Raw genomic sequence first — 21,794 nt, forward strand, 5'->3', positions numbered from 1 at the left:
GGGATGGTCTGGCTATCCCTCGCAGCGTCCCCCTGGTGTTGTGACGATCGTCAAGGGTCTACAACGGTTTGAAGGCATTTTCTTAGGTTGGAAAATGACTTTCCCCTGACTTGTGTGTACACGGTAGGGCTTGCCCTTCCAGGGTCTCGACTCGCACGCTCAGCTGATTCACTTGTTCCGATAAGACTTCGATTTGGCTGAGCAACGTTTTGACCAGCGTCACGACGGCTTCTTCTCCCTGCCCATACACCGCACGGATTTCTGCATCACTGAGCTGGATGGGTTGAAGCGCAGGTTTACTCACAGATTCAATCTCTAGTCCCTAATAGAATGCTAAATTAACTGCTTTTTCTGGATTCTTGTAAAAACTCTCTATTTTTTTAAGCCTGAGTAGTTACGCTTTTTCCTAGTTTATTCCGACTTGTGTGTACACGGTAGCCCAGAACGGGAGAGGGATTTAGGGTGAGGGTCGCAACCGTAGGATGCGCCCCTGCATGCCTCACTAGTGTTGAGCAACGCCATCTTCGCGGGCTGCTTTTTGCACCGCTGCGGCAACCGCTGGAGCAATGCGATCGTCGAACACCGAGGGCACAATATGCTCACGGTTGAGTTCCTGGGGATTGACTAAGGACGCAATCGCTAAAGCAGCTTGGAGGAACATGTTAGTGGTTAAGGTCGTGGCTCGGCAGTCCAATGCCCCACGGAACACGCCGGGAAACGCTAGCACGTTATTAATTTGATTGGGATAGTCACTGCGACCGGTTGCCATGACTGCAACAAGATCCCGTACCAATTCCGGTTGAATTTCGGGAATGGGATTGGCCATGGCAAAGACAATGGGATCCTGGGCCATGGATTTCACCATGTCTACGCTAACGACTCCGGGCGCACTTAAGCCGAGAAACACATCTGCCCCCTGCATCGCCAATGCTAAATCCCCCGCTTGGTCAACGGCAAAGGACTGTTTGGCTTCGTTTAAGTCGGTTCGATCGCTGGAAACAATGCCCTTAGAGTCACACAACCAAATAGTCTCTGCGCCTCCTTTCTTGAGCAGATTCCCCACGGCAATCCCCGCAGCCCCTGCACCGTTGATCACAATCTTGACTTGGCTGATATCTTTCTTGACCAGCTTCAAGGCATTGGTCAAGGCCGCCAAAACGACGATCGCGGTACCGTGTTGATCATCATGGAAAATCGGAATGTTCAATTCCCGTTGCAACCGCGCTTCAATTTCAAAACAACGGGGCGCGGCGATATCTTCCAAGTTCACCCCACCAAACACAGGTGCAATCCGCTTGACCGTTTCGACAATTTCATCCGTGTCCTGGGTATCCACGCAAATGGGGAAGGCATCCACGCCACCAAATTCCTTAAACAGCATCGCCTTACCTTCCATCACAGGCATGGCGGCTTCTGGCCCCAGGTTGCCCAACCCCAGTACAGCACTGCCATCGCTGACGATCGCGACCATGTTCTGTTTGATCGTCAGTTCATAGACCCGTTCCGGTTCCGCCGCGATCGCCTTACAAATCCGACCGACCCCGGGGGTATAGGCCATGGCCAGATCATCTTGACCATGCAAGGCTTGCTTACTTTGAACCGTAATTTTGCCACCGCGATGCAGGGTAAACGTGCGATCGTAGACATCCAAGACCTTGACCTCAGGCAATGCCTTCACGGCTTCGGTAATCGATTCCGCATGTTCTTCACTGGCGGCATTGACGTTGATTTCCCGAATAGCAATTTCACGGGTTTGTTCAATCAACTCGATGTGTCCTAGGTTGCCCCCCAAGTTAGACACGGCCAGGGTAATATTGGCCAACATACCGGGACGATTAGGAACTTGAACGCGAATGGTCAAACTGTAGCTGGGATTTGGGGTCAACTGTGCCATGGATGCCTATTTTCGGTAGGGTGCAAACTCTTAATTTTAAGATAATTTGTTAAGAGGACAGAAAGGATTCTGGAGAATTCGCGACGATCGTCCTGGAAAAATCAATTTTCTAGGGATCTTCAGAATTCAAAAATCAGCGTGCAGAATAGAAAAGAAGAGCTTCGATGAGCTGCAATTATGCCAACGCTTTATCATGAAATCTTGATTTCTGCTCCCCGGCAAGCGGTCTGGGAAGCCTTGATCTACAAAGACCGTTGGCGGTTCTGGAATACGTTTCTCTACGATTGCAGTCCTAAGTTGCCCTTTCACGCAGGACAGTCGATCGTCCTTGCCCTGCGACGGGTGCCTGGAGATGACCCGTTGGAGTTCAAGGCAACGGTAACGCAACTGCACCCCACCTTTACGCTGCATTGGAAAGCGGCGATTCCTGGCTTCCGCAGCGATGTGGCTATGGAATTACAAGATGTGGGGCCAGCCGTAACCAAGTACCTCTACCAAGAGCGCTTTTCGGGGTGGGTGAGTCGGTTTGCGTTGTCATTTATCAAAGACGACCAATTGCGGGGCATCCGCCGCATGAGTGGCGAGCTCAAGGATTACGTGGAGCGCTTTTAGGCTTCATTAAGGATGCCCCCTATAAATACCGGGGTTCTGTATAGAACCCCGGTATTGAAAATGGTATTTAAAATTTAAGGTCTGGAGCCGGATCAAGAAGCTAGCCGTAACTCAATTTCACGGAAGCCGTGCATTTTGGGGGGCGGTGCTGTTTTAGCCGTTACCTGCATCAGACGGGGAATGTCCGCGCTGCTGTAAACGCGAAATTCCTTTTCCACCGTGGTTTCCGCCAGCCGCACCGCCTGATTCAGCACGATCGACCCATTGGGATCCGACACCGATCGATGGAAGGTTCCCGGTGGGATCCGCAGAATCGAACCCTTGGCCTCTAGGCGCACCATGTGGAAGGGATAATCCCAACTGAAGTTGACTAGGTAAAAGGTACGGCCACCGGATAACGCAATCAAATTGTCCTCTTGATTGGGATGCATATAAAACTGCCAGTAGCCCTCTTCCGTATTATTAGGGCTGACCGCAGGGCCTTCATGGATGACTAAATCACGGGCATTGGATCCTGAAATTGTAATGTCAAAAAAACTAACACTAGGCGTATCTCGAAAGCGATGGTAAGGCAGCAGTTCAAACATAGGGCGCAATCAGTGATGTATTGGGCGTTGTCTAGCAGTGAGTGGCAGATTCCAGAATTCTTAAAATCTGTTTACTCAAGTTAACTTTGATGTCCCTAAGCTAACTTCTACCCTCCTTGAGGAACAAAACTAAATCCAGGGTACGTTTATGCGAAATGCGAATTGATGTGCTAGATGAACATTTTCCACCTCCAGGCGTTAATGGCAGTGGTTGAGCGGGGGAGTTTTTCCGCTGCGGCCTTGGAGCTTGATGTCTCCCAAGCCGCAATTAGTCGGGCGATCGCGGCCTTGGAAGATGAATTGGGCGTACCGCTTTTGCATCGAGGCCGGTTTGGAGCCTACCCCACCCAAACGGGAGAACGGCTGCTTCCCTGCGCTAAACAAATGTTGGATCTGCGCCAACAAATGGAACAGGAAGTGCAGCAGACCAAGGGCTTACACGGCGGACAGGTGCGTATTGCCTCCTTTCGCAGCGCCGCCACCCATTTATTGCCGTCCAAAATTGTGCAATTTCGCGATCGCTTCCCCCAGATCGAAGTGACGTTGACGGAGAGTGATCCAACCACAGTGGAGCAGCTATTGCGGGAAGGCAAAGTCGATATTGGTTTGGTGCCCCTGCCCCGATCGACGGAATTTGACACCTGGGAAATTGCGCGGGATGAATTTGTCGTGCTGTTGCCCCACCGCAATCCCACCCTGCCGGAACAATTGACCTGGGAAATGTTGGCGGATCAGGAATTCATTCTCTACAACTACGCAGAATGTACCTCGGCGGTGCGAGAGCATTGGGCCAAGTGGGGCCGATCGCTCAAGGCCACCTACGAAATGAAGGAAGATTCGACGATCGTCAGCATGGTGGCCCAGGGGTTGGGGGCTGCCATCTTACCTCGATTAGCTGCCATGCCCATTCCGGAATCGATCGCGGTACGATCGTTACCCGTGCCCTTGGAGCGAGTCATTGGCGCAGCGGTGGTTGCAGAGATGCTCCATCCTCCGGCGGTCTTTGCCTTTCTCGATCTCCTCCGGGGCACTGGAATTTTTCAATCGCGCCGATAGTGCGTCTATTCCACACCCATGCAGTTTCAACGTCCTCGCCTCTCTCTGGAAACCGGTCAATGGGTCAAACTGATCTGCGGTGCCAGCTATCAACACATTCCTGCCATTCGCAGTTTAGCGATCGTCTACAGTCTAGCGGGGGTGGATTGCATCGATGTTGCTGCCGATCCAGCCATCATCGCCACGGTGCGGGAAGCGATCGCGATCGCTAATACTTTAGTACCAAAATCTCAACCCAATTTCCATTTGCCGAGCTACAATGGAGACGCAACGCCGTGGCTCATGGTGAGCTTGAATGATGGTGAAGATCCGCATTTTCGCAAAGCAGAATTTTCTAGCAGTGCCTGTCCTGCCGATTGCCCGCGACCCTGCGAAAAGGTGTGCCCTGCTGAGGCGATCGTGTTTGGTTCCGACTACGCTGGGGTGATCGATGCCCTCTGCTATGGCTGTGGTCGCTGTTTGCCCATTTGCCCGATCGAACAAATCCATGCCCGATCCTACGTTTACGCACCGGAGGTGATTGCACCGACGGTGCTGCAAGCGGGGGTCGATGCGGTGGAGATTCATACCCAGGTGGGGCGGTTTGAAGATTTTCAACGGCTGTGGCGATCGATCAAACCCCAGCGCGATCGGCTGAAATTAGTCGCCGTCAGTTGTCCCGATGGGGAGGACTTAATTGATTACCTCTGGTCTTTAGCCACGCTACTGCAACCGGCTTTGCCGCCCAGTTGCGCTTTGGTTTGGCAAACCGATGGGCGACCCATGAGCGGTGACATTGGTGATGGAGCCACGCGGGCTTGTATTCAACTGGGCCAAAAGGTCTTACAAGCGGGTTTACCGGGATTTGTGCAACTGGCGGGTGGGACCAATCGTCATACGGTGGAAAAGCTGCGATCGTTGGGTTTATTGCAAGCTCCGCGATCGAGTTCGGATCCACAGGAGGGTGCTGATCCGACTGCCCCGGCAGACTCCACCCCCCCCATGCAGTCGGGAACCAGTCTCGCTAGAATGGCGACATCAACGGGTGTTCCCTCTGGGATAGCAACCGGAACAACAACCGGGATAGCAACCGGGATAGCAACCGGAACAGTAACCGACAACTTAACCGCACCCACCATTGCTGGAGTGGCCTATGGCAGTTACGCCCGATCCATTCTCCAACCCGTTTTGCATCAACTGGAAGAACGCGGCTCCACCCGTTTGGAAGAACACCCCGATCTACTCTGGGCCGGTGTTACAATTGCCGCCAACTTAGTCTCTCCCTTAAAAAAAATCGCCGGCTGTAGCCTGGTTAACGCCCATGGACTAGGAAATGTGACATAAATGCGATCTTGGGAGTGTTTCCCGAGATAACACGATTCTTGATGAAATTTCCTTTTCTTCTTTGAAATATCTTTATGACCGAATCGATCGACGGCCTGTATCCCGAAAACCTGTCTAATCAAAACGTGTCTAATTCATCCAACCATCATCAGTCCCATCACCCTAGCGATTTTTCCACCACCGCTGATACCGTTGCTGAAGCCTTTGAAACGTCCTCTGTAGACCCTGCTCCGTTGGGGAACGATGGCCCATCTTCCACAGTTGTGGAACAGAAAATTACCGATGATTTAGACAAATTATTAGAGATTTTGCCCCCGGATTTACGCACTGCGCTCCACGCCCATCCCCAGAAAGGGGTATTGGTGGAAGTGGTAATGGATTTGGGACGGCAGCCAGAAGCCCGTTTCCCCGGCAAGGCCGAATATCTGTCCGATCGCTTAATTACCCTCGAAGATTTGCAAGAGAGCATCCAACGGGTGGGGGACTTTGGCGGCGATAACCGCGCAGGGATTGAACGAACCCTGCATCGGATCAGTGCTATCCGCAATCGCCGGGGGGATGTGATTGGTTTGACCTGTCGGGTGGGTCGTGCGGTCTTCGGCACGATCGGCATGATTCGCGATCTGGTGGAAAGCGGACAGTCCATCCTGATGCTGGGGCGTCCCGGCGTGGGCAAAACGACCGCCCTACGGGAAATCGCCCGTGTCCTAGCCGATGACTTGGAAAAGCGGGTCGTGATTATCGATACCTCCAACGAAATTGCGGGAGATGGTGATGTGCCCCACCCCGCGATCGGTCGCGCGCGGCGAATGCAAGTGGCTCAACCCGAACTGCAACACCAGGTGATGATTGAAGCCGTGGAGAACCACATGCCTGAAGTCATCGTGATTGATGAAATTGGCACCGAGTTAGAAGCCCTTGCCGCCCGCACGATCGCCGAACGGGGGGTACAACTGGTCGGCACTGCCCACGGCAACCAGTTGGAAAATCTGATGAAAAATCCCACCCTCTCCGATTTAATTGGTGGGATTCAATCTGTCACGCTGAGCGACGAAGAAGCCCGTCGGCGCGGCAGTCAAAAAAGTGTCCTAGAACGCAAAGCTCCGCCCACCTTTGACATTGCGGTGGAAATGTTAGAGCGACAGAAATGGACGGTGCACGAAGAGGTTGGTCAAACTGTGGACATGCTGCTGCGCGGACGGCAACCCAATCCCCAAGTCCGCACCGTAGACAGCAAAGGCCAAGTCGTGATTACCCAAGAATCCGGCGGCCCTGTCCCCATCCCACCCAAAAATCGACCTCTCAAAGTTGCGCCCCTCGGCGGTCAGCCGCCCTACAGTGGATCCTCCTATGGTGGATCAGCCTACAGCAATGGTTCCACCTACAGCACTGGCCCTGTCGCAGTGCCGGATAAACCCATAGGCTGGCGATCGTCCGGTCGGATGCAGGCCATTTCGAACCCTAGCTTGGAACGGCGGGAGTTTGAGCACCTGTTGGATCGATCGTTGGGCAATGCCTTTGATGGAAGTGCTGCCATGGAAACCCACTATGGAGCCAATGGGGAAGAACTGCCCCTCCAGGTCTATCCCTACGGCATTGGACGGCATCAGTTGGATCAATTGATCACCACGCTCAACCTCCCGATCGTCCTGACCAAGGATATTGATACGGCGGATGCGGTCTTAGCCCTACGTTCCCATGTCAAAAATCACTCCAAGCTACGGCACCTGGCCAAATCCCGCCAAATCCCCATTCACACGCTGAAATCCAGCAGCATTCCCCAAATTGCCCTAGGGCTGCGACGTTTGCTGAATATGGATGATCCCAGTGAACCGGAAACACCGGATTTGAGCCTCTTTACCCGAGGGGACACTGATGATGAGTTGGAAGCGTTGGAAGAAGCACGGTTGGCCGTGGAACAGATCGTGATTCCCAAGGGGCAACCGGTGGAATTACTGCCTCGATCGGCCAATGTGCGCAAAATGCAGCATGAGTTGGTGGAACACTACCACCTGACTTCCCGCAGCTTTGGCGATGAACCCAATCGACGGATTCGGATCTATCCTGCGTAATGCGATCTATGAATTAACGGAACGAATTAACAGAGCGAATTAACGGATCTCTGAAGAGGATAGCTCAGAATGCCGCACTCGATAGACCGTGTGCGGCAAAACTCCAACTAACTGGGCAAAGGCTTCGTCGGGAACTTGTTTAATTGTTTCCGATGAAAAATAATTTTCAAATTGCTGTAACAGCATCCTAACCCGTTGCTGAGCGTCCGGCGTGTCTGTAATTTGCTGGATGAGCCGAATCCATTGCCGTCGGATTAAGTAAGCTTTTTGACGATCGTCGCTGGAATCGGGCTCAATCACGGAGAGATCACCCACACAAACGACTCGCTCACAATTACGATCGAAGCCTCCACCAATCGCAGCCCCAGGACCTGCGAACTCAGCATGGAATGGCTTGTAGAGAATTAAGCCATTACGTTTGCGACTATTGACCATGAGCAATTGCCCGCTCTGTAGCTGGGTTAAAATATCACACACGATACCAATCTCTCTACACCCTACCTACTGATCAGGACAAGACTGACTGTATTCCCTCGCGCAGATGGCCCCAAAAATTGTTAAAAGTTTATGCTCAGTCATTTAAGTCCCTATTGTAGAACAACCCTCTGTAGAACAAACTGCAAATCGAACATCGTCTGCGCCACCTCCTCAGCCTGAGGACATCGAAGGAAAGTACGTCCTGCTAAGAACTTGTGGCCACAGATCATGGAAACAATTTGCCCCCTCGCCCTGACTTTTCCACCTCCGATGTCAATCACGCTTGACAGAACCGTTGCAAGATTCCAACATGCCTCACCAAAATTCGCCCGTGCAATTCAAACTCACTCACATGAGGTTGCAACTCGCTTCATTGGATTGACAGCTTAATTCGCTCTCAAGATTTTATATCTTTTTATGAAGGAATATTCGCAGCGATCGAGATTGGCGGTGGAAGCCATACATTCGGGCGAGAGACTGGGTGCTGTAGCCTAGGTCTAGGTAGAGTTTTCTCGCCGGAAAGTTTTCTTCTAAAACATGTAGATAAAGATCCTGGGCTCCCCAATTAACAATTTTTTGTTCACACATCTGGATGAGACGTCGTGCAATGCCCTGTTGACGATAGTCAGGATGAACTGCGAGGTTGGCCAGGTAGGGATAGGTGAATTGGGGGCGTCCTAAAAAGTTGGGATTTCTCAGACTGACTTCGATCGTGCCAACAATCTGAAAATTTCTCGGATTCGTTGGTTGGAACTCTGGTGCTTGCAGCGTCCCCCCTTGCAACGTTGTTGCTTGCAACTCGGCCACAAAGCAGGCATAGCCCTGTTGTTGCCTCAAGCGATATTTCAGATCTTCTTGCATCCCTAGACGAATCAACGGCAACAGCCAAGCCATTTGCGGGGAAACCAAATCAAAACATCGGATCAGTAATTCAGCTATTTTCTTCGTATCCGACGATCGGGCCGGACGCACTCTCAAAGGATAAGACGTGATCTCTGGGGGACAAGCAGAGTTGATATCAGGCCAGAACAGAGACAAGGCTAGCTCCTAGAATTCCCAAAGTTTGATAACAACAGTTTCTAGTTCACGACAATTGCCAGCGGTGAAGCAAGTGCTATGAAGCAAAGCTCGTAAAACAAAATCTGTAAAACAAAACCTATGAGACATCAATCAGCAGAATTGAAGCATCGCCAGCAAGATTCGTGCCGGTTCTACGCTGACCATGAAAATCTAGCAATTAAAAACCTGCCCAGTGTTTAGATGATCACTAGGCAGGTAGCCACACAGACTTAACAATTACTTGCCAATCCGTGGGGGTTCGCGAAAGGCGATGGCAAAGAACAGAACGCCCAGGGCCAACGTCAAAATCAAAATGTAAGCAACGCTTTCCATAACAGCCTCTGAATCAAGGATTCACGAAACAATCTATCAGGTGATGGGGGACAAGCCATAGGGTAAACCACTACAACTTGCCCCAAACATCCTATCGAGCCACGGCCCTAAGCTTTAGCACGGGTGGTCTTATCACCCACCTTCTGATAGAAGCCCCACTCGACTTGTTCTTCGCTGAGTTCGGGGTCAATACCCGCAAACACGTCGCGGAAGAGAGTCCGAGAACCATGCCAGATATGGCCGAAGAAGAACAGCAGTGCAAAAACAGCGTGACCGAAGGTAAACCAACCTCGAGGACTGGTGCGGAAGGTCCCATCAGAATTCAATGTTTCACGATCGAATTCAAACGGTTCACCCAACTGGGCTGCCCGAGCATATTTCTTAACAACCGCAGGATCGGTGAAGGTCTGACCATTCAACTGACCGCCATAGAAGGTAACGGTTACACCGGTTTGTTCAAAGCTGTACTTAGACTCTGCCTTCCGGAAGGGAATGTCAGCCCGAACAACGCCATCTTTATCCGTCAAAACAACGGGGAAGTTTTCAAAGAAGTTTGGTAAACGACGAACAAAGAGCTCACGACCTTCGCTGTCGGTAAAGACTGGATGACCCAGCCAACCTTGGGCAATTCCATCACCCTTATTCATTTGACCCGTACGGAATAAGCCTCCCTTCGCAGGGCTGTTACCCACATAGTCATAGAAAGCCAGCTTCTCAGGAATCGCTTCATAGGCTTCTTTTAAGCTGCTGCCTTCTGCCACAGCCGTTTGGACTCGCCGATCGATTTCTTGACGGAAGTAGCTACCATCCCACTGATAACGAGTGGGGCCAAAGAGTTCGATCGGAGTGGTTGCGTTGCCGTACCACATGGTACCCGCCACCACAAACGCAGAGAAAAAGACAGCGGCAATACTGCTGGAGAGAACCGTTTCAATATTCCCCATCCGCAGCGCCCGATAGAGCCGTTCGGGCGGACGTACCGTCAAGTGGAACAGACCAGCGATAATCCCCACAATCCCAGCGGCAATGTGGTGCGCCACAACCCCACCAGGGTTAAAGGGGTTAAATCCGGAAGGCCCCCACTCCGGCGCAACGGGTTGAATATGTCCCGTCACACCGTAGGCATCGGATACCCACATGCCAGGTCCCCACAAGCCAGTCAGGTGGAATGCACCAAAACCAAAGCAGAGAAGACCAGACAAGAACAAATGAATCCCAAACATCTTGGGGAGGTCTAGGGCTGGCTCACCAGTACGGGGGTCACGGAATAATTCCAAATCCCAAAATACCCAATGCCAGACAGCCGCCAAAAATAGCAGACCCGATAAAACGATGTGAGCTAGGGCCACACCTTCAAACGACCAGAAACCTGGATCGACATTTGTCTCACCTGTGATGCTCCAGCCACCCCAGGAACCCGTCACGCCCAAGCGTGCCATGAAGGGCAGCACGAACATGCCTTGCCGCCACATTGGGTTCAGTACTGGATCGGTCGGATCAAAAATAGCCAACTCATAGAGGGCCATTGAACCCGCCCAGCCAGCAACTAGAGCAGTGTGCATTAGGTGAGTCGCGATCAACCGACCTGGGTCGTTAATCAGGACGGTGTGAACACGGTACCAAGGTAGTCCCATTGACTACGCTCCTCCTCTAAACGACTGCAACGCTTCTTTCAGCCTTTTGTTAAAGTGCTAGGTATTGGTAATTTACCAGATTACGGATAGCTCCGGCCTGCTCTCCCACTGCCCTGACCTGTCAGGAATCCGACTAGCGCAACACCCTGGGAGTAGCATGGACAGACAACACTGCATTCGCAAAAATGAAAGTGTATAAAGAAGTGTAACTACTGTTAGAAGCGTTTGCAAGACAGACCAGACAACGGCTGCGGTGGTTCAGCCCTTCCCGTCGAGAAGTTCACAATTCTTAACTTTTGGGCCATGATAGTTGACAATGCCAATGAACTTGATCCAGGGCTTTTGTCCAGTTAGCGCCCAATGCCTGAATAGACCCCCAAGTTCCGGTTTTGGGGCCTTCTACGGGGTGCACAGCCCTTGGGGTCGCCCTTGGACATCCCAGGGGCTAATTTAGGGCTCTTCCCCACCCATCAGGCATCGCATTATGCAAAGCTGTATGTAAAGCTGCTGTATGTAAAGCTGTTGTTGCGTTAATTTGGCTACCCTTGACCTCCAGGAATCTTTGCCATGACTGAATCCTCACCCCCATCCCTTGCAACGGATGTTGTTCATGACTCTTCGGTCGTTTCTAGTTCTTCTCAACCCACCCAGTCACCCATGTTTACAACTGCTTGTATCCGTTTTGAAGCTGAAAATAAAGAAGCGATCGCCTCTGGGGGCGCTAATCTCCGGGTTAAGGCGATCGAATCCGGGATTGACCTCTATACCCTGATGGGCAAAATGATGAACTGTGGCGGGTATGGTCAATGCGGAACCTGCGTTGTAGAAATTGTCGAGGGCTTGGACAACCTCTCCCCCAAAACGGCTGTCGAGGAACGGCGGTTCCGCAACAAGCCCGACAATTACCGGCTCGCCTGCCAAACCCTGGTCAACGGAGATGTGACCGTCCGAACCAAGCCGACAGGCAAGAAGAAGTAACCCTTCGCAGAGATCCTGGGCACCCAGCTCCAGTCCAAATCTCCAAAAGCCCGTCATCATTTTCGCAACACTTCTTTACACAAGTTGGTTGGCGATTCCGACAGTGGTATTCTGAGGGGTAATATCCCAGTTATGCAGTTAGAGACGGACTAAGTGGTATGCAAGTTAACGACCTTGGCTTTGTAGCAAGCATTCTATTTGTGTTGGTTCCTTCGGTGTTTTTGCTCATTCTCTATATCCAAACCGCTAGCCGTCAAAATCAGTAGTGTCTGAACACAGTCAATACTCCCAAGACTGGCTACTGGGAATGTTGACTATGAAGCCGTTGAGGCAATTCAGGCATTTCAGGTCGCGATAGCGTTGAGTCAGTTAAAGCAAATTTTTTTCATACCTTGATCAAACTTGTTACGCCTTAATCAAGCGTTTAACAAGGTTTTCGTATTGATATGCATGTTCGATCGCCATACGATCGAACATGCATTCTATTTATGGTTGCAACTCTCCTGAAGCAGTATTTTCGAGACAATTCACCATCAGTTGTTGAATTTTCATTCTGGGAATGTGGGGCCAGCCCCCTTCTAGCTCAATATCTTTTAACAAGTTGTACAGTCCATGACGGGTCGTTGGCAATGAATCTTGGAAAGCACCCTCAAAAATTTCCCGGTGTAACTGCTCTAATACCCGCAGCAATGCTAACAGCGCAAACGTATCTCCCTCGGCCTGTTGAGCCAAATTTTTCACCACGCCCATGAGATCTTGTAGCTCCGGTTCTAGCGCCGTCGATCGTTGAGTTACCTGATTTTCCATAACACTCCTGAAATTTGCTTGGGTCTATATAACTTGCGCTCTTAACTTGCTCAGGATAGTAATCTGAACCTTAAGTTGGAGTAAAGCATTGGAGAGAAATCTAGGCACACTAGGACGTATTGGCAGAATTTACTGGACAGAACTTACTGGACAGAACTTGTTGTAAAGCTTTGTTGAAAAGCAATGTGGGTATGAAATTGGACTTTTAGATCGATTCTTCTCAATCTGTTTCAATCAAAGCCCAAGGAAGGGGTAACAAGCCATGTAAAATGCTATGAGAGGTTCAAGCTGACCTATAGCCTTTATTAAATATTCCAAAGCCTGTCAGTGGATGAAGCCAGTAGTGTTCGCTTGATTTCAAGCGACTACGGTTGATTGTGAATTTCACTGCGGGATTTTTTGACATTGACTTTGAGGTTGACCATGAGGTACCGCGCTATCATCGCTGCACTCCTGGCATTTTGTCTGAGTGTATTCGTGACTGCCTGTAGTGAGGCCCCCACTAGCAAAGAGGGCTTGACCTACGAAGAAATTCACAACACCGGTCTGGCAAACTTGTGCCCTACGTTGGAAGAAACTGCTCGGGGTTCTGTACCGTTAACTGGCGGTCAGTCCTACGTGCTGAAGGATCTGTGCTTACAACCCACCAACTTTGCAGTCAAAGTGGAAGGCGAAAGTAAGCGTCAAAAGGCTGAATTTGTGCCTGGGAAAGTCATGACCCGCTACACGTCGTCGATCGACGCCGTTGAAGGTCGCCTGACTGTCAATTCTGATGGCAGTGTCACCTTTAAGGAAGAAGATGGTCTGGACTTCCAAGCCGTGACAGTTCAACTTCCCGGTGGCGAACAGTTCCCCATGCTGTTCACGATTAAAGGTTTAGAAGCAACCAGTCAACCTGGTTTAAATGCTATCAACTCCTCTACCGACCTACAGGGTGAGTTCCGCGTTCCATCCTACCGAACATCGAACTTCTTGGATCCTAAAGGACGTGGCTTAACCACTGGTTACGAAAGTGCCGTCGCGATTCCCTCCAGTGGAGACGATGAAGAACTCGCTAAGGAAAACACCAAGCGGTTCTTGACGGGTAAAGGGAACATCTCCCTTCAGATTACTCGGGTCAATGGTGAAACGGGTGAAGTTGCTGGGAACTTTGAAAGCTTCCAGCCTTCCGAATCTGATATGGGATCTAAGGAACCCAGCGATGTGCGAGTCCGTGGTGTTTTCTATGGTCGGGTTGCATCGGCAGCCTAATTTTCTAAGGCCAGAGAGTCCGCAACTGGGTGAGTTTAACTAGCTGAACATGAAATAAAGATGGATCAAAATTGATCCATCTTTTTTAATATGATGACCCACTCGTTATCCCCAAATTCCTCGGGTTACCGCCAGCACCCAGCTCAGTCCCCAGCACGTGAGTTGTTCTGAGACCCATCGGATCCTAGTTTCCTCACTTTTATGGGGGCTCAGTCCATTCCACTCCGGAGCTGTCTGGGCTAGCAACCGATCGTCCGGTCGAAGACCTTTGGCTGAAACCTGTGGAAAGCCGGCATAGCAACGGGCTTTTTCTCATTGTCATCAGTAGAAATGCAGTTGTAGGAGGGTGTACGAACGCATACCTTGAAGTTAAGCTGTCAAAAGCGACTCATTTGCCAACAAACCGCTTAAACAATTCTTTCGATATATTTTCAGCTATATTTCAGAGATATAGCGAGTTTCAGTGGGTGCATTCTGCGATCGGTGATTTGGTAGGTTTATTTCAGCGTTCTGCTGATCTCTCAATTGTTTGTGGTGATTTGCTCTACCCAATTAAATAAGATCATGTTTAACTCAGTCTCTAGTGAACTGAAGAGTGAAAGTTTACGCCTACTGCAGGAATACCAGCGGAACCATTCGGCTCAGCTACGCAATCAAATTGTTGAGTTGAACTTTGGGCTGGTTCGGAAAGAAGCCCACCATTGGATGCATCAGTGTACTGAAACCTATGATGACTTGATTCAGGTTGGCTGTATTGGCTTAATCCGAGCGATCGAGCGGTTTGATGTAACCAAGGGCAACGCCTTTAGTTCCTTCGCCCTTCCCTACATTCGGGGCGAAATTCAGCACTATTTGAGAGATAAGAGTCCCGCTGTTCGGATCCCTCGCCGGTGGCAAGCGTTGCAACGGCAGGCCATTAGCCAAGTCAGAGAACTCCAGGTTCAGCTAGGGCGGACTCCCAATGACCAAGAAATTGCCCAAGCCCTAGAGGTTTCTCTGGCAGAATGGCAGGAAATGAAGTTAGCTGTACGCAACCGAGCCCTGTTAAGCTTGGATGCACCCGTCAACGACGATGAGAATGGCACAATTTCCCTCGGTGAACTGGTGCCCGATCATCAATATCGCAGCTTTCAGTTAGCCCAGGAAGATCAAATTCGGCTGCAACAGGCACTGGTTCAACTCGAAAATCTCACGCGGCAAATTTTGGAGTTTGTGTTCTTGCATGATCTCACCCAAAAAGAAACGGCTGAACGGTTGGGTGTCAGTTGCGTCACCGTCTCTCGTCGCGTAAAAAAAGGTCTAGAAACCCTACAACATCTGATGGTGGGGCATGAGTAATGGGGTTTTCTGTCAAACCCCTCAGTTCCCCTGAATAACTGTGTCATTTGCCAAAATAGAGAGTATCTTGAAGGAAAAGTTTTCGGGGATTGGAGATGCAAAGACAGATAATTCTAGCGATCGTGGGCCTGTGGGCACTGTCGATCGGTGGATGCGCGTCGGAGGAGACGAGTACAGCACCATCGGAATCACCCAGTGCCTCCCCCACTGCCAGCCCGAGTCCTGCAGCGGCTCAACCTTTTAATAAACCTTTGGTTGCCCAAAAAGATTCTAAATTGAAGGGGGACAGCGGGAAAAAAACTGCCGTTGGTACTTTGAGCATCCCAGAGTTACAAAAGTCTACCGATCCTTTAGAACGGGCCAGACAAGTACAGGCAGGCATTAAGTCTGGCAAAGGTAGTTCAACGGATCCCTTCGCTTCACTTTCTCCCCTCATTTCCTTCAAAACCCCAGTCGTTCCTTCCACCCTTCCTCCTGAGAGCAAAGAAGGGGAAAGTACTCGCCTACCCAGTTTACCGAACTTTCCTAAGCCACCCGCCACGATCCCAACCATTCGTTTTCGATCCCAGCCTCCGGTCGCCATTAATCCTAGACCTGGGTTACCCTCTCAACCTACAGCAATTCCTACGATTCCTCCCTTACCCGAACCCACATTAGCGCGGGCGGTGGAGGTCAGTGGGGTCGTGATGATTCGAGGCACCGCTCAAGCGATCGTCAAAGCCCCCAATGAGCCGACGAGCCGCTATGTCTCGGCTGGACAACGCTTATCGAACGGTCAAGTTCTGGTCAAACGGATTGAAGTCTTTTCAGGATCCGACCCAGTCGTCATTTTGGAAGAAAACGGTGTAGAGGTTGCTAGACCAGTTGGATCCAAGGGATCTAAAGCCGCTTAAACCAGAATGCTTGTTCACCGAAGTGGTGGCTTTAGGGTAAGTAGGCTATGACTCCTGACTGACATAACTCCTAACTGAGTATCAGTCTACCAGAGGTACCTCAACCTCAAGTTACTTCAACTTCAAGTTACTTCAACCTCAAGTTACCTCGACTTCAGGTTGAGATTTGTTCCCAGCCCGATCACTGGTTGGGCCATTTTCTTCTTCCCCCGATAAAACCGATGGTGAACCATCGGTTTTTTGTTGTCTATAGGTTGAGGCGATTAGGCTTCACTCTATAGACAAAAGCCTTCTCAACAGCCTTCTCAACAGTTTGCCCTACAAGCCCAGCAGTCGGACTACAATTTGCAACAAGTTCGATTGTCCTTAAGTGGGCACGCTACATTATTGATAAAGGCACATGGGTAATTGGTAAAGGTACGCTCTTGGGAGCTTTAACGCTGTTGCACCACAGGCTGTTGAGAGACATCCTCTTAAGACATTAGACATTAGACAATTCACCATGCTGGAAAGCCCATCCTATGCAGCCTCCATGGGCTTGTCACCGTGGCCTAATAACCGTTTTATTAACCTTTTCTCTGCATTTTCGCCATTTTTCGATGCCTAGCTCGCAAAGTTCTTCATCTGGGTCGTTCTTTTCAGAGTGGGAGACTCAATTTCCACAATTCTTTCCACAAATGGGTGGACTCCCTAGTCTTCAGGACGTTCTTCGACTCCGGCAAATTCATGCTTTGGAGCATGGGACTGTTTGGGTATTGAGTGAACAGCATCTGAATCAAGCTAGACGGATGCGTCCTCGGCTACCTCGAACCATCGCGGTAGATGATGAACACTTAAGTGGCCTCTCAACCCACGAAGGGTTTTATCTGTACGGCCAGGTTGAAACGGCGCAACTCACGCAAGCAGTGAGGCAAGCTTTACACCGACTCACTTCAGGAGAGTCATCCTTAGCCATCCATCCACGATGTGGGACAAACGTAGCCGTTGGGATGACTTTGACGGCGGGACTGGTGCTGGGTGCGCATCTGTTGTTCCCGAAAAATCCCTTAACACAGGCGATCGGACTCGGATCGGCAGTACTGACAGCTGCACATCTCACACCCACGATCGGCGAATGGGCACAAGCACACCTCACTACGGCCATTCCCTTCAACTTAGTGGTGCGCCGCATCTATCCCTTATCTGACCCAGGAGGACGCCCAACCCACTTCGTCCAGATTGGCTGGACGGAGCGATCGTAAAGCCTAGCAGCCTGACAAAAAATGCTGATCAAAAAATGATTGATCAGCATTTTAGAGCTTGCTTAATTTGTTCAGTTGAACTTAGCTATCCAACTTCGACTTGCTCCACATTCACGCCTGTTGCTCCACTTTGAGCCCTTGCAATTTCTACTAAGCGATTGAGAATATCTTGGCTGGGGACTTTCCCCTTCAGCACAACTTCCCCGGTTAACTGGGCCACCCACACCGTATCAATGTCAGCAACGGCAGCATCCTGATCAAAAGCCTGAGCAACCCGTTTGGCTAAGCCGCTTTGATCATACTCTCCATTTAAGCCAACTCGTTCAGGGGGAATGGACTCAGCCGGGACATCAGCAGTCACCATGGGAGTTGCCGCCGTCGCTTCCGGTGCGGCTTGATTTCCACCCCCAAAAATTCTTTGTAACCAACCCATAACTCTAGTTTCTCCAACTGTTCTAATTTGTAAGAAGATATGAGGCTAGACTTTGTTCAAGTTAGTTGAATCACTAACTGTGGACGACTTAGAGCACATTAGAGCACATTGGTTCAAACCCATAAGTGCCCAAATAGGGAAATTTTAAGCTTTCAATCTCATCCTCAGGTTTGTTGAATCTCCAGCTAGCGCCGACTATCCAAAAACGTCGAAATCCATGACTTCGAGAAGCGATCGCAAATCTCCCTAGGGAACTCACCCTGCACGATACAATAGTGAACGGGCAGCGTGCTGAAACTGCTCAAAAGTCTTTAGAAGTTGTTAGCAGTTAGGGTTGCAGGATATTCGGATTCAAGACCTGCTGGCCAGCAGAAGGATCCATCTGTACCACCAGCTAATTGGCTGCGCCACCGTTGACCGTTCGATCGATTCACCCTTGCATTAATTTAGTCGGCTATTAACTTGCTATGAAGCACACGCTGTCGGTTTTAGTTGAAGATGAAGCTGGAGTCTTAAGTCGCATTTCTGGGCTATTTGCGCGTCGTGGCTTCAATATCGAAAGTTTGGCCGTAGGCCCAGCCGAACAGATGGGAATTTCGCGCATTACCATGGTGGTTCCTGGGGATGCCCAAGAAATTGAGCAGCTAACCAAGCAGCTCTACAAGCTGGTCAACGTTCTGAAGGTGCAGGACATTACCGAAGTTCCTTGTGTGGAACGGGAGTTAATGCTGTTGAAGGTCAATGCCAGCAGTGGAACTCGATCGGAACTCTTGGAACTGGCTCAGATTTTCCGGGCAAGGGTCGTCGATGTGGCTGAAGATTCCCTCACGTTGGAAGTCGTTGGGGATCCTGGAAAAATGGTGGCGATCGTCCAGGTATTGAACAAGTTTGGGATCCGCGAAATCGCCCGCACCGGGAAAATTGCCTTGACTCGGGAATCGGGGGTGAATACCGAATTCCTCAAGTCTCTGGAAGCTAAGGTGGTTTAGTCACATTCCGCAAACCTTAGCCAAATCCAGTCAAGCCAAGCAAAACCCGGGAAGACATCAAACCACTGTTCCTCCCGGGTTTTTAATTGTTCGTCATCCATCCGTCATTATTTCTGACTATTCATTTTCGGGTCAAAGGGTAACCCATCGCGGAACTCTCCTGAAAACCGTTTGCCATCGGCAAAGACCATGACTCCGCGTCCTTCGGGTTTCGCCCCGCGCAGTTCTCCGGAATAGCTGCGGTAAGTTGATCCTGCGGGGTAGGCACAGCTTCCCCGTCCTGAAAGTTGGCTACTGAAAAAGACTCCTTGGCAACGAATCCCTTTAGAGACAAAGACCCCTTGCCCCTTGGCTTGTCCAAGGTAAAACGTTCCGGAGTAAACACTGCCATTGCTGAAGGTAAACACCCCTTGCCCGTGGGGACTGCCTTCTTTCACCGAGCCGATATAGCGATCGCCATTGGCCATCGTGAATGCTCCTTGCCCATGGGGTTGACCATTTTTGATTCCCCCTTCGTAGCGATCGTTATTGGCAAATAAAAACATCCCTTGGCCATTGGGGATCCCGTTACGCACTTGGCCTTCATAGCGATCGTCGTTGCTATAGACAAGAATCCCCCGCCCATTCGGAATCCCATTTCGCATTTGCCCCTCATAGGATTTATAGGGAGCCGAACCAGGATTTTCTTTGATATAAGCACAAATCCAGTTGTCTCCGCCTCGGCGTTCACAGCGGGGCTTAACGAGGTCGTCACCGGATTGGGCCTGGGCAATTCCCGCCCAACCACCTACCACGCCAACCCCAACCAATGTGAGGAGCGAAACCCTAAATAATTGCTGTGTCTGTATAACCATAACGGTATCAACTCTTACTCAATAATCAGTGCTAAAGAAATGAAGGAAGGGGGGAGATGAAATAAATGCACGGGCAGAGGTTTCCCTTTCAGGGTACCCGCTCTTATCTTGCTGCATACCAAAGATGTTAGGCACTATAGGCCGTAGGCACTAAAGGGTATATAGGCTACCTGCACTAAAGGCTATCTGCACTACAAGCTATCTGCATAAAGGTTATATGCACTAAGATTTTATGCGCTATTTCCGGAGTTCGGACGATAAAGGGGTTTTGGGGCCGATCGCATAGCCCTTTTGCTGAATGAGTTGCCGCAAATGGTCAACTCGACTTTTCGGGGTCGGATGGGTGGCCAGTAAGTCAATTTGTTTGCGATCCTTTTTACTCATTCGATCGAAGAAATCAACCGCTCCCCCCACTTGACCATATTGGGCATTCAGTAACTGAAGCCCCACTTCATCCGCTTGGGTTTCCTGGGATTGGGAAAACTGGGCACGGCTAATGGCTGCCACGCTGGAGGCTCCTAGGGAAACCAAAGATCCCCCATCGCCCGTCAGTGCTGTAAATGCCAGTTGAATTAAGAGCGCATTGCCGAGGCCTCGCAGGTGATCCCGGTTGGCAAAGTGGCCCAGTTCATGGCCCATGACCATGACCAATTCGTTCTCTGACTCCGTTTGGTTCAACAAACCTTGGTAGATCAAAATGCGATCGCCGGGAATGGCCCCCGCATTAACGATCGGTTGAGGGATATAGAGAACTTGGTAATTACGGTCTTTCCGCTTGTCCGCAGGCAGTTTGGCTTCCAGTTGATCCAGAAGCTGATTTAGCTTTTCTTGGGTCGTGCCCGCTTCGGCCATGCGTTCATAGGTCGGGACGATCGCAGCTCCCAACTTTTGCTCAACACTGGGAGGGATCCACCAGATGATCAAATGGACAATGACAGAAATTAGCCAAATCGTCCCTATCACAAAGCCAATCCCAATGACAGCCAGCTTAAAGAGATCGAACCCGCTGGATTCGGGGTTACGATCGCTATGGGCAGCAGTCCCAGAAGGAATTTCGATCGGCATATTAAGTCGCCTGGAAAGTTAAATCATCTGAAAAGAGATTCAAGGATTTCAATGCATCCCTACCAGTCCTACTCAGGGTTGCGGCAGTTGGCCTCAGGACGAGTTGAGTCACTAGCTTCAGGAGGGATCTAGTTACTCTTGACGGGACGGAAGGCATTGAGGAAGTTCAGCAAGGGATTCAAGTGACGAGACTGGATCCATAGCCGACCTTGACCGCTGAAGCGGCAAACTAAACCCTCTCCACCAAAAATACTGGTTTTCAAGCTTTTGAAAGACAATCCACCCAACATTTCCACGTTGTAGTTCAAGGTGTCTTCGAAGGCGACCACATAGCCCGTATCTACAATATAGGATCCATTGACTGGAATTTCTAGAATGGCTCCGTAGGAACTAAACCAGATATCACCAGGGCCGATCGCCTGCACCAGGAATAACGATTCACCACTGAAAAAACCCTTAAAGCCTTGAAACTTCGTATTCAGTTCCACCGTGGGGCTACAGGCCACGAACCCCGATGATTGCACCATCAACGATCGACCACTCTCTAGCCGATAGTAACAAATGTCGCCAGGGATCCCAGGAGCAATGTAAATGTCACCCGGTTTGCCTTGGGCTGTAAATTCGCTGATGAACAGGGATTCGCCGCTAAACATGCGACCAATACTTTTCATCATGCCCCCTCGCATTTTGGATTTCATTTCGAGGTTGGCATCCATAGCGGCCATGGCTCCCGCTTCTACCAGAATGGTTTGATTGCTTTGCAGCTTGACGGTCAGACCTGCGTAGGCCGGAGCATGTTCAATTTCGTAGGTATAGTCACTCATGACGTTTCAAGCAGTAAGGTTATCTCACGAAAAGGGCTGATCTTTGTCCATCTCATCTCCCCAGGATGCAGCTC

At 50.4% G+C, this 21,794-nt stretch carries 23 protein-coding genes; 11 read left to right on the forward strand and 12 right to left on the reverse strand.

What is annotated here, in order from left to right; translation table 11 throughout:
• Positions 1–82 precede the first annotated feature (82 nt).
• Entirely contained in the window at positions 83–304 is a 222-nt protein-coding gene (locus H6G21_RS06965; RefSeq protein WP_190572037.1) for a hypothetical protein, read from the reverse strand.
• Between the two features lie 198 nt (positions 305–502).
• Positions 503–1,894: a malic enzyme-like NAD(P)-binding protein gene (locus tag H6G21_RS06970; protein ID WP_190572039.1), complete on the reverse strand. Its 1,392-nt coding sequence runs from the start codon at positions 1,892–1,894 to the stop codon at positions 503–505.
• 177 nt (positions 1,895–2,071) lie between these two features.
• On the opposite strand from H6G21_RS06970, the gene H6G21_RS06975 reads away from it, so the two are divergent.
• Positions 2,072–2,506 carry an SRPBCC domain-containing protein gene (locus H6G21_RS06975; protein WP_190572040.1) on the forward strand — a complete coding sequence of 145 codons (435 nt, stop codon included), beginning with the start codon at positions 2,072–2,074 and terminating at the stop codon, positions 2,504–2,506.
• Between the two features lie 92 nt (positions 2,507–2,598).
• Here H6G21_RS06975 and H6G21_RS06980 read toward each other — a convergent pair whose 3' ends face one another.
• The gene (locus tag H6G21_RS06980) at positions 2,599–3,093 is read right to left on the reverse strand and encodes a redox protein (RefSeq protein WP_190572042.1); all 495 of its coding nucleotides are present in this window, start codon (positions 3,091–3,093) and stop codon (positions 2,599–2,601) included.
• A gap of 174 nt (positions 3,094–3,267) precedes the next feature.
• Here H6G21_RS06980 and H6G21_RS06985 point away from each other — a divergent pair, with 174 nt between their 5' ends.
• The 3 genes from H6G21_RS06985 to H6G21_RS06995 all read left to right on the forward strand — a co-directional run bounded on the left by H6G21_RS06985 (position 3,268) and on the right by H6G21_RS06995 (position 7,544).
• Positions 3,268–4,149, forward strand: coding sequence for a LysR family transcriptional regulator (locus tag H6G21_RS06985; protein ID WP_190572044.1), 882 nt, complete (start codon positions 3,268–3,270; stop codon positions 4,147–4,149).
• Positions 4,150–4,167: 18 nt separating this feature from the next.
• A complete protein-coding gene (locus H6G21_RS06990; protein ID WP_190572046.1) occupies positions 4,168–5,472 on the forward strand; it encodes an LdpA C-terminal domain-containing domain in 1,305 nt (434 codons plus the stop codon).
• Between the two features lie 74 nt (positions 5,473–5,546).
• Positions 5,547–7,544 carry a R3H domain-containing nucleic acid-binding protein gene (locus tag H6G21_RS06995; RefSeq protein ID WP_190572047.1) on the forward strand — a complete coding sequence of 666 codons (1,998 nt, stop codon included), beginning with the start codon at positions 5,547–5,549 and terminating at the stop codon, positions 7,542–7,544.
• 39 nt (positions 7,545–7,583) lie between these two features.
• Here H6G21_RS06995 and H6G21_RS07000 read toward each other — a convergent pair whose 3' ends face one another.
• The 4 genes from H6G21_RS07000 to psbB all read right to left on the reverse strand — a co-directional run bounded on the left by H6G21_RS07000 (position 7,584) and on the right by psbB (position 11,047).
• Positions 7,584–7,979, reverse strand: coding sequence for a hypothetical protein (locus H6G21_RS07000; protein ID WP_190572049.1), 396 nt, complete (start codon positions 7,977–7,979; stop codon positions 7,584–7,586).
• Between the two features lie 447 nt (positions 7,980–8,426).
• The gene (locus tag H6G21_RS07005) at positions 8,427–8,915 is read right to left on the reverse strand and encodes a GNAT family N-acetyltransferase (protein ID WP_190572051.1); all 489 of its coding nucleotides are present in this window, start codon (positions 8,913–8,915) and stop codon (positions 8,427–8,429) included.
• A gap of 402 nt (positions 8,916–9,317) precedes the next feature.
• Positions 9,318–9,413: a photosystem II reaction center protein T gene (locus tag H6G21_RS07010; protein ID WP_075600934.1), complete on the reverse strand. Its 96-nt coding sequence runs from the start codon at positions 9,411–9,413 to the stop codon at positions 9,318–9,320.
• A gap of 107 nt (positions 9,414–9,520) precedes the next feature.
• The gene (gene psbB, locus H6G21_RS07015) at positions 9,521–11,047 is read right to left on the reverse strand and encodes a photosystem II chlorophyll-binding protein CP47 (protein WP_190572053.1); all 1,527 of its coding nucleotides are present in this window, start codon (positions 11,045–11,047) and stop codon (positions 9,521–9,523) included.
• 657 nt (positions 11,048–11,704) lie between these two features.
• Between psbB and H6G21_RS07020 the strand changes: the two genes are divergently transcribed.
• On the forward strand, positions 11,705–12,025 hold the full coding sequence (locus H6G21_RS07020; RefSeq protein WP_190572450.1) for a 2Fe-2S iron-sulfur cluster-binding protein: 321 nt from the start codon (positions 11,705–11,707) through the stop codon (positions 12,023–12,025).
• Positions 12,026–12,183: 158 nt separating this feature from the next.
• Positions 12,184–12,291, forward strand: a complete 108-nt coding sequence (gene psbM, locus H6G21_RS07025) for a photosystem II reaction center protein PsbM (RefSeq protein ID WP_190572055.1) — start codon at positions 12,184–12,186, stop codon at positions 12,289–12,291.
• A gap of 220 nt (positions 12,292–12,511) precedes the next feature.
• Here psbM and H6G21_RS07030 read toward each other — a convergent pair whose 3' ends face one another.
• Positions 12,512–12,832 (reverse strand): hypothetical protein, encoded by a 321-nt coding sequence (locus H6G21_RS07030; protein ID WP_190572057.1) that lies wholly within the window; start codon positions 12,830–12,832, stop codon positions 12,512–12,514.
• 423 nt (positions 12,833–13,255) lie between these two features.
• On the opposite strand from H6G21_RS07030, the gene H6G21_RS07035 reads away from it, so the two are divergent.
• The 4 genes from H6G21_RS07035 (at position 13,256) to H6G21_RS07050 (ending at position 17,555) form a co-directional block, all read left to right on the forward strand.
• Positions 13,256–14,083, forward strand: a complete 828-nt coding sequence (locus H6G21_RS07035) for a photosystem II manganese-stabilizing polypeptide (RefSeq protein ID WP_190572059.1) — start codon at positions 13,256–13,258, stop codon at positions 14,081–14,083.
• Positions 14,084–14,647: 564 nt separating this feature from the next.
• Positions 14,648–15,421 (forward strand): RNA polymerase sigma factor SigF, encoded by a 774-nt coding sequence (locus H6G21_RS07040; RefSeq protein ID WP_190572060.1) that lies wholly within the window; start codon positions 14,648–14,650, stop codon positions 15,419–15,421.
• Positions 15,422–15,516: 95 nt separating this feature from the next.
• Positions 15,517–16,314, forward strand: a complete 798-nt coding sequence (locus H6G21_RS07045; RefSeq protein WP_190572062.1) for a hypothetical protein — start codon at positions 15,517–15,519, stop codon at positions 16,312–16,314.
• Positions 16,315–16,991: 677 nt separating this feature from the next.
• Entirely contained in the window at positions 16,992–17,555 is a 564-nt protein-coding gene (locus H6G21_RS07050; protein WP_199307082.1) for a DUF6391 domain-containing protein, read from the forward strand.
• Positions 17,556–17,640: 85 nt separating this feature from the next.
• On the opposite strand, the gene H6G21_RS07055 is transcribed toward H6G21_RS07050, so the two are convergent.
• The gene (locus H6G21_RS07055; protein ID WP_190572064.1) at positions 17,641–17,988 is read right to left on the reverse strand and encodes a BON domain-containing protein; all 348 of its coding nucleotides are present in this window, start codon (positions 17,986–17,988) and stop codon (positions 17,641–17,643) included.
• Positions 17,989–18,455: 467 nt separating this feature from the next.
• Between H6G21_RS07055 and ilvN the strand changes: the two genes are divergently transcribed.
• Positions 18,456–18,977, forward strand: coding sequence for an acetolactate synthase small subunit (gene ilvN, locus H6G21_RS07060; RefSeq protein ID WP_190572072.1), 522 nt, complete (start codon positions 18,456–18,458; stop codon positions 18,975–18,977).
• A gap of 107 nt (positions 18,978–19,084) precedes the next feature.
• Here ilvN and H6G21_RS07065 read toward each other — a convergent pair whose 3' ends face one another.
• The 3 genes from H6G21_RS07065 to H6G21_RS07075 form a co-directional block, all read right to left on the reverse strand.
• On the reverse strand, positions 19,085–19,831 hold the full coding sequence (locus tag H6G21_RS07065; RefSeq protein WP_190572074.1) for a hypothetical protein: 747 nt from the start codon (positions 19,829–19,831) through the stop codon (positions 19,085–19,087).
• Positions 19,832–20,068: 237 nt separating this feature from the next.
• Positions 20,069–20,896: a M48 family metallopeptidase gene (locus H6G21_RS07070; protein ID WP_190572076.1), complete on the reverse strand. Its 828-nt coding sequence runs from the start codon at positions 20,894–20,896 to the stop codon at positions 20,069–20,071.
• Between the two features lie 128 nt (positions 20,897–21,024).
• Positions 21,025–21,720 carry a TIGR00266 family protein gene (locus H6G21_RS07075; RefSeq protein WP_190572078.1) on the reverse strand — a complete coding sequence of 232 codons (696 nt, stop codon included), beginning with the start codon at positions 21,718–21,720 and terminating at the stop codon, positions 21,025–21,027.
• Between the last annotated feature and the right edge of the window lie 74 nt (positions 21,721–21,794).

Origin of the sequence: Alkalinema sp. FACHB-956 (assembly GCF_014697025.1) — a bacterium.
Lineage (GTDB): Bacteria > Cyanobacteriota > Cyanobacteriia > Leptolyngbyales > Leptolyngbyaceae > Alkalinema.

Coding starts and splice junctions, on each gene's coding strand:
- H6G21_RS06980 (WP_190572042.1), bottom strand. CDS start 3,093: ATGTTTGAACTGCTGCCTTACCATCGCTTTCGAGATACGCCTAGTGTT.
- H6G21_RS07020 (WP_190572450.1), top strand. CDS start 11,705: ATGTTTACAACTGCTTGTATCCGTTTTGAAGCTGAAAATAAAGAAGCG.
- ilvN (WP_190572072.1), top strand. CDS start 18,456: ATGAAGCACACGCTGTCGGTTTTAGTTGAAGATGAAGCTGGAGTCTTA.
- H6G21_RS07075 (WP_190572078.1), bottom strand. CDS start 21,720: ATGAGTGACTATACCTACGAAATTGAACATGCTCCGGCCTACGCAGGT.
- psbM (WP_190572055.1), top strand. CDS start 12,184: ATGCAAGTTAACGACCTTGGCTTTGTAGCAAGCATTCTATTTGTGTTG.
- H6G21_RS07040 (WP_190572060.1), top strand. CDS start 14,648: ATGTTTAACTCAGTCTCTAGTGAACTGAAGAGTGAAAGTTTACGCCTA.
- H6G21_RS07065 (WP_190572074.1), bottom strand. CDS start 19,831: ATGGTTATACAGACACAGCAATTATTTAGGGTTTCGCTCCTCACATTG.
- psbB (WP_190572053.1), bottom strand. CDS start 11,047: ATGGGACTACCTTGGTACCGTGTTCACACCGTCCTGATTAACGACCCA.
- H6G21_RS06985 (WP_190572044.1), top strand. CDS start 3,268: ATGAACATTTTCCACCTCCAGGCGTTAATGGCAGTGGTTGAGCGGGGG.
- H6G21_RS07005 (WP_190572051.1), bottom strand. CDS start 8,915: ATGGCTTGGCTGTTGCCGTTGATTCGTCTAGGGATGCAAGAAGATCTG.
- H6G21_RS06975 (WP_190572040.1), top strand. CDS start 2,072: ATGCCAACGCTTTATCATGAAATCTTGATTTCTGCTCCCCGGCAAGCG.
- H6G21_RS07030 (WP_190572057.1), bottom strand. CDS start 12,832: ATGGAAAATCAGGTAACTCAACGATCGACGGCGCTAGAACCGGAGCTA.
- H6G21_RS06970 (WP_190572039.1), bottom strand. CDS start 1,894: ATGGCACAGTTGACCCCAAATCCCAGCTACAGTTTGACCATTCGCGTT.
- H6G21_RS07035 (WP_190572059.1), top strand. CDS start 13,256: ATGAGGTACCGCGCTATCATCGCTGCACTCCTGGCATTTTGTCTGAGT.
- H6G21_RS06995 (WP_190572047.1), top strand. CDS start 5,547: ATGACCGAATCGATCGACGGCCTGTATCCCGAAAACCTGTCTAATCAA.
- H6G21_RS07045 (WP_190572062.1), top strand. CDS start 15,517: ATGCAAAGACAGATAATTCTAGCGATCGTGGGCCTGTGGGCACTGTCG.
- H6G21_RS07000 (WP_190572049.1), bottom strand. CDS start 7,979: ATGGTCAATAGTCGCAAACGTAATGGCTTAATTCTCTACAAGCCATTC.
- H6G21_RS07050 (WP_199307082.1), top strand. CDS start 16,992: ATGGGTGGACTCCCTAGTCTTCAGGACGTTCTTCGACTCCGGCAAATT.
- H6G21_RS07010 (WP_075600934.1), bottom strand. CDS start 9,413: ATGGAAAGCGTTGCTTACATTTTGATTTTGACGTTGGCCCTGGGCGTT.
- H6G21_RS07055 (WP_190572064.1), bottom strand. CDS start 17,988: ATGGGTTGGTTACAAAGAATTTTTGGGGGTGGAAATCAAGCCGCACCG.
- H6G21_RS07070 (WP_190572076.1), bottom strand. CDS start 20,896: ATGCCGATCGAAATTCCTTCTGGGACTGCTGCCCATAGCGATCGTAAC.
- H6G21_RS06990 (WP_190572046.1), top strand. CDS start 4,168: ATGCAGTTTCAACGTCCTCGCCTCTCTCTGGAAACCGGTCAATGGGTC.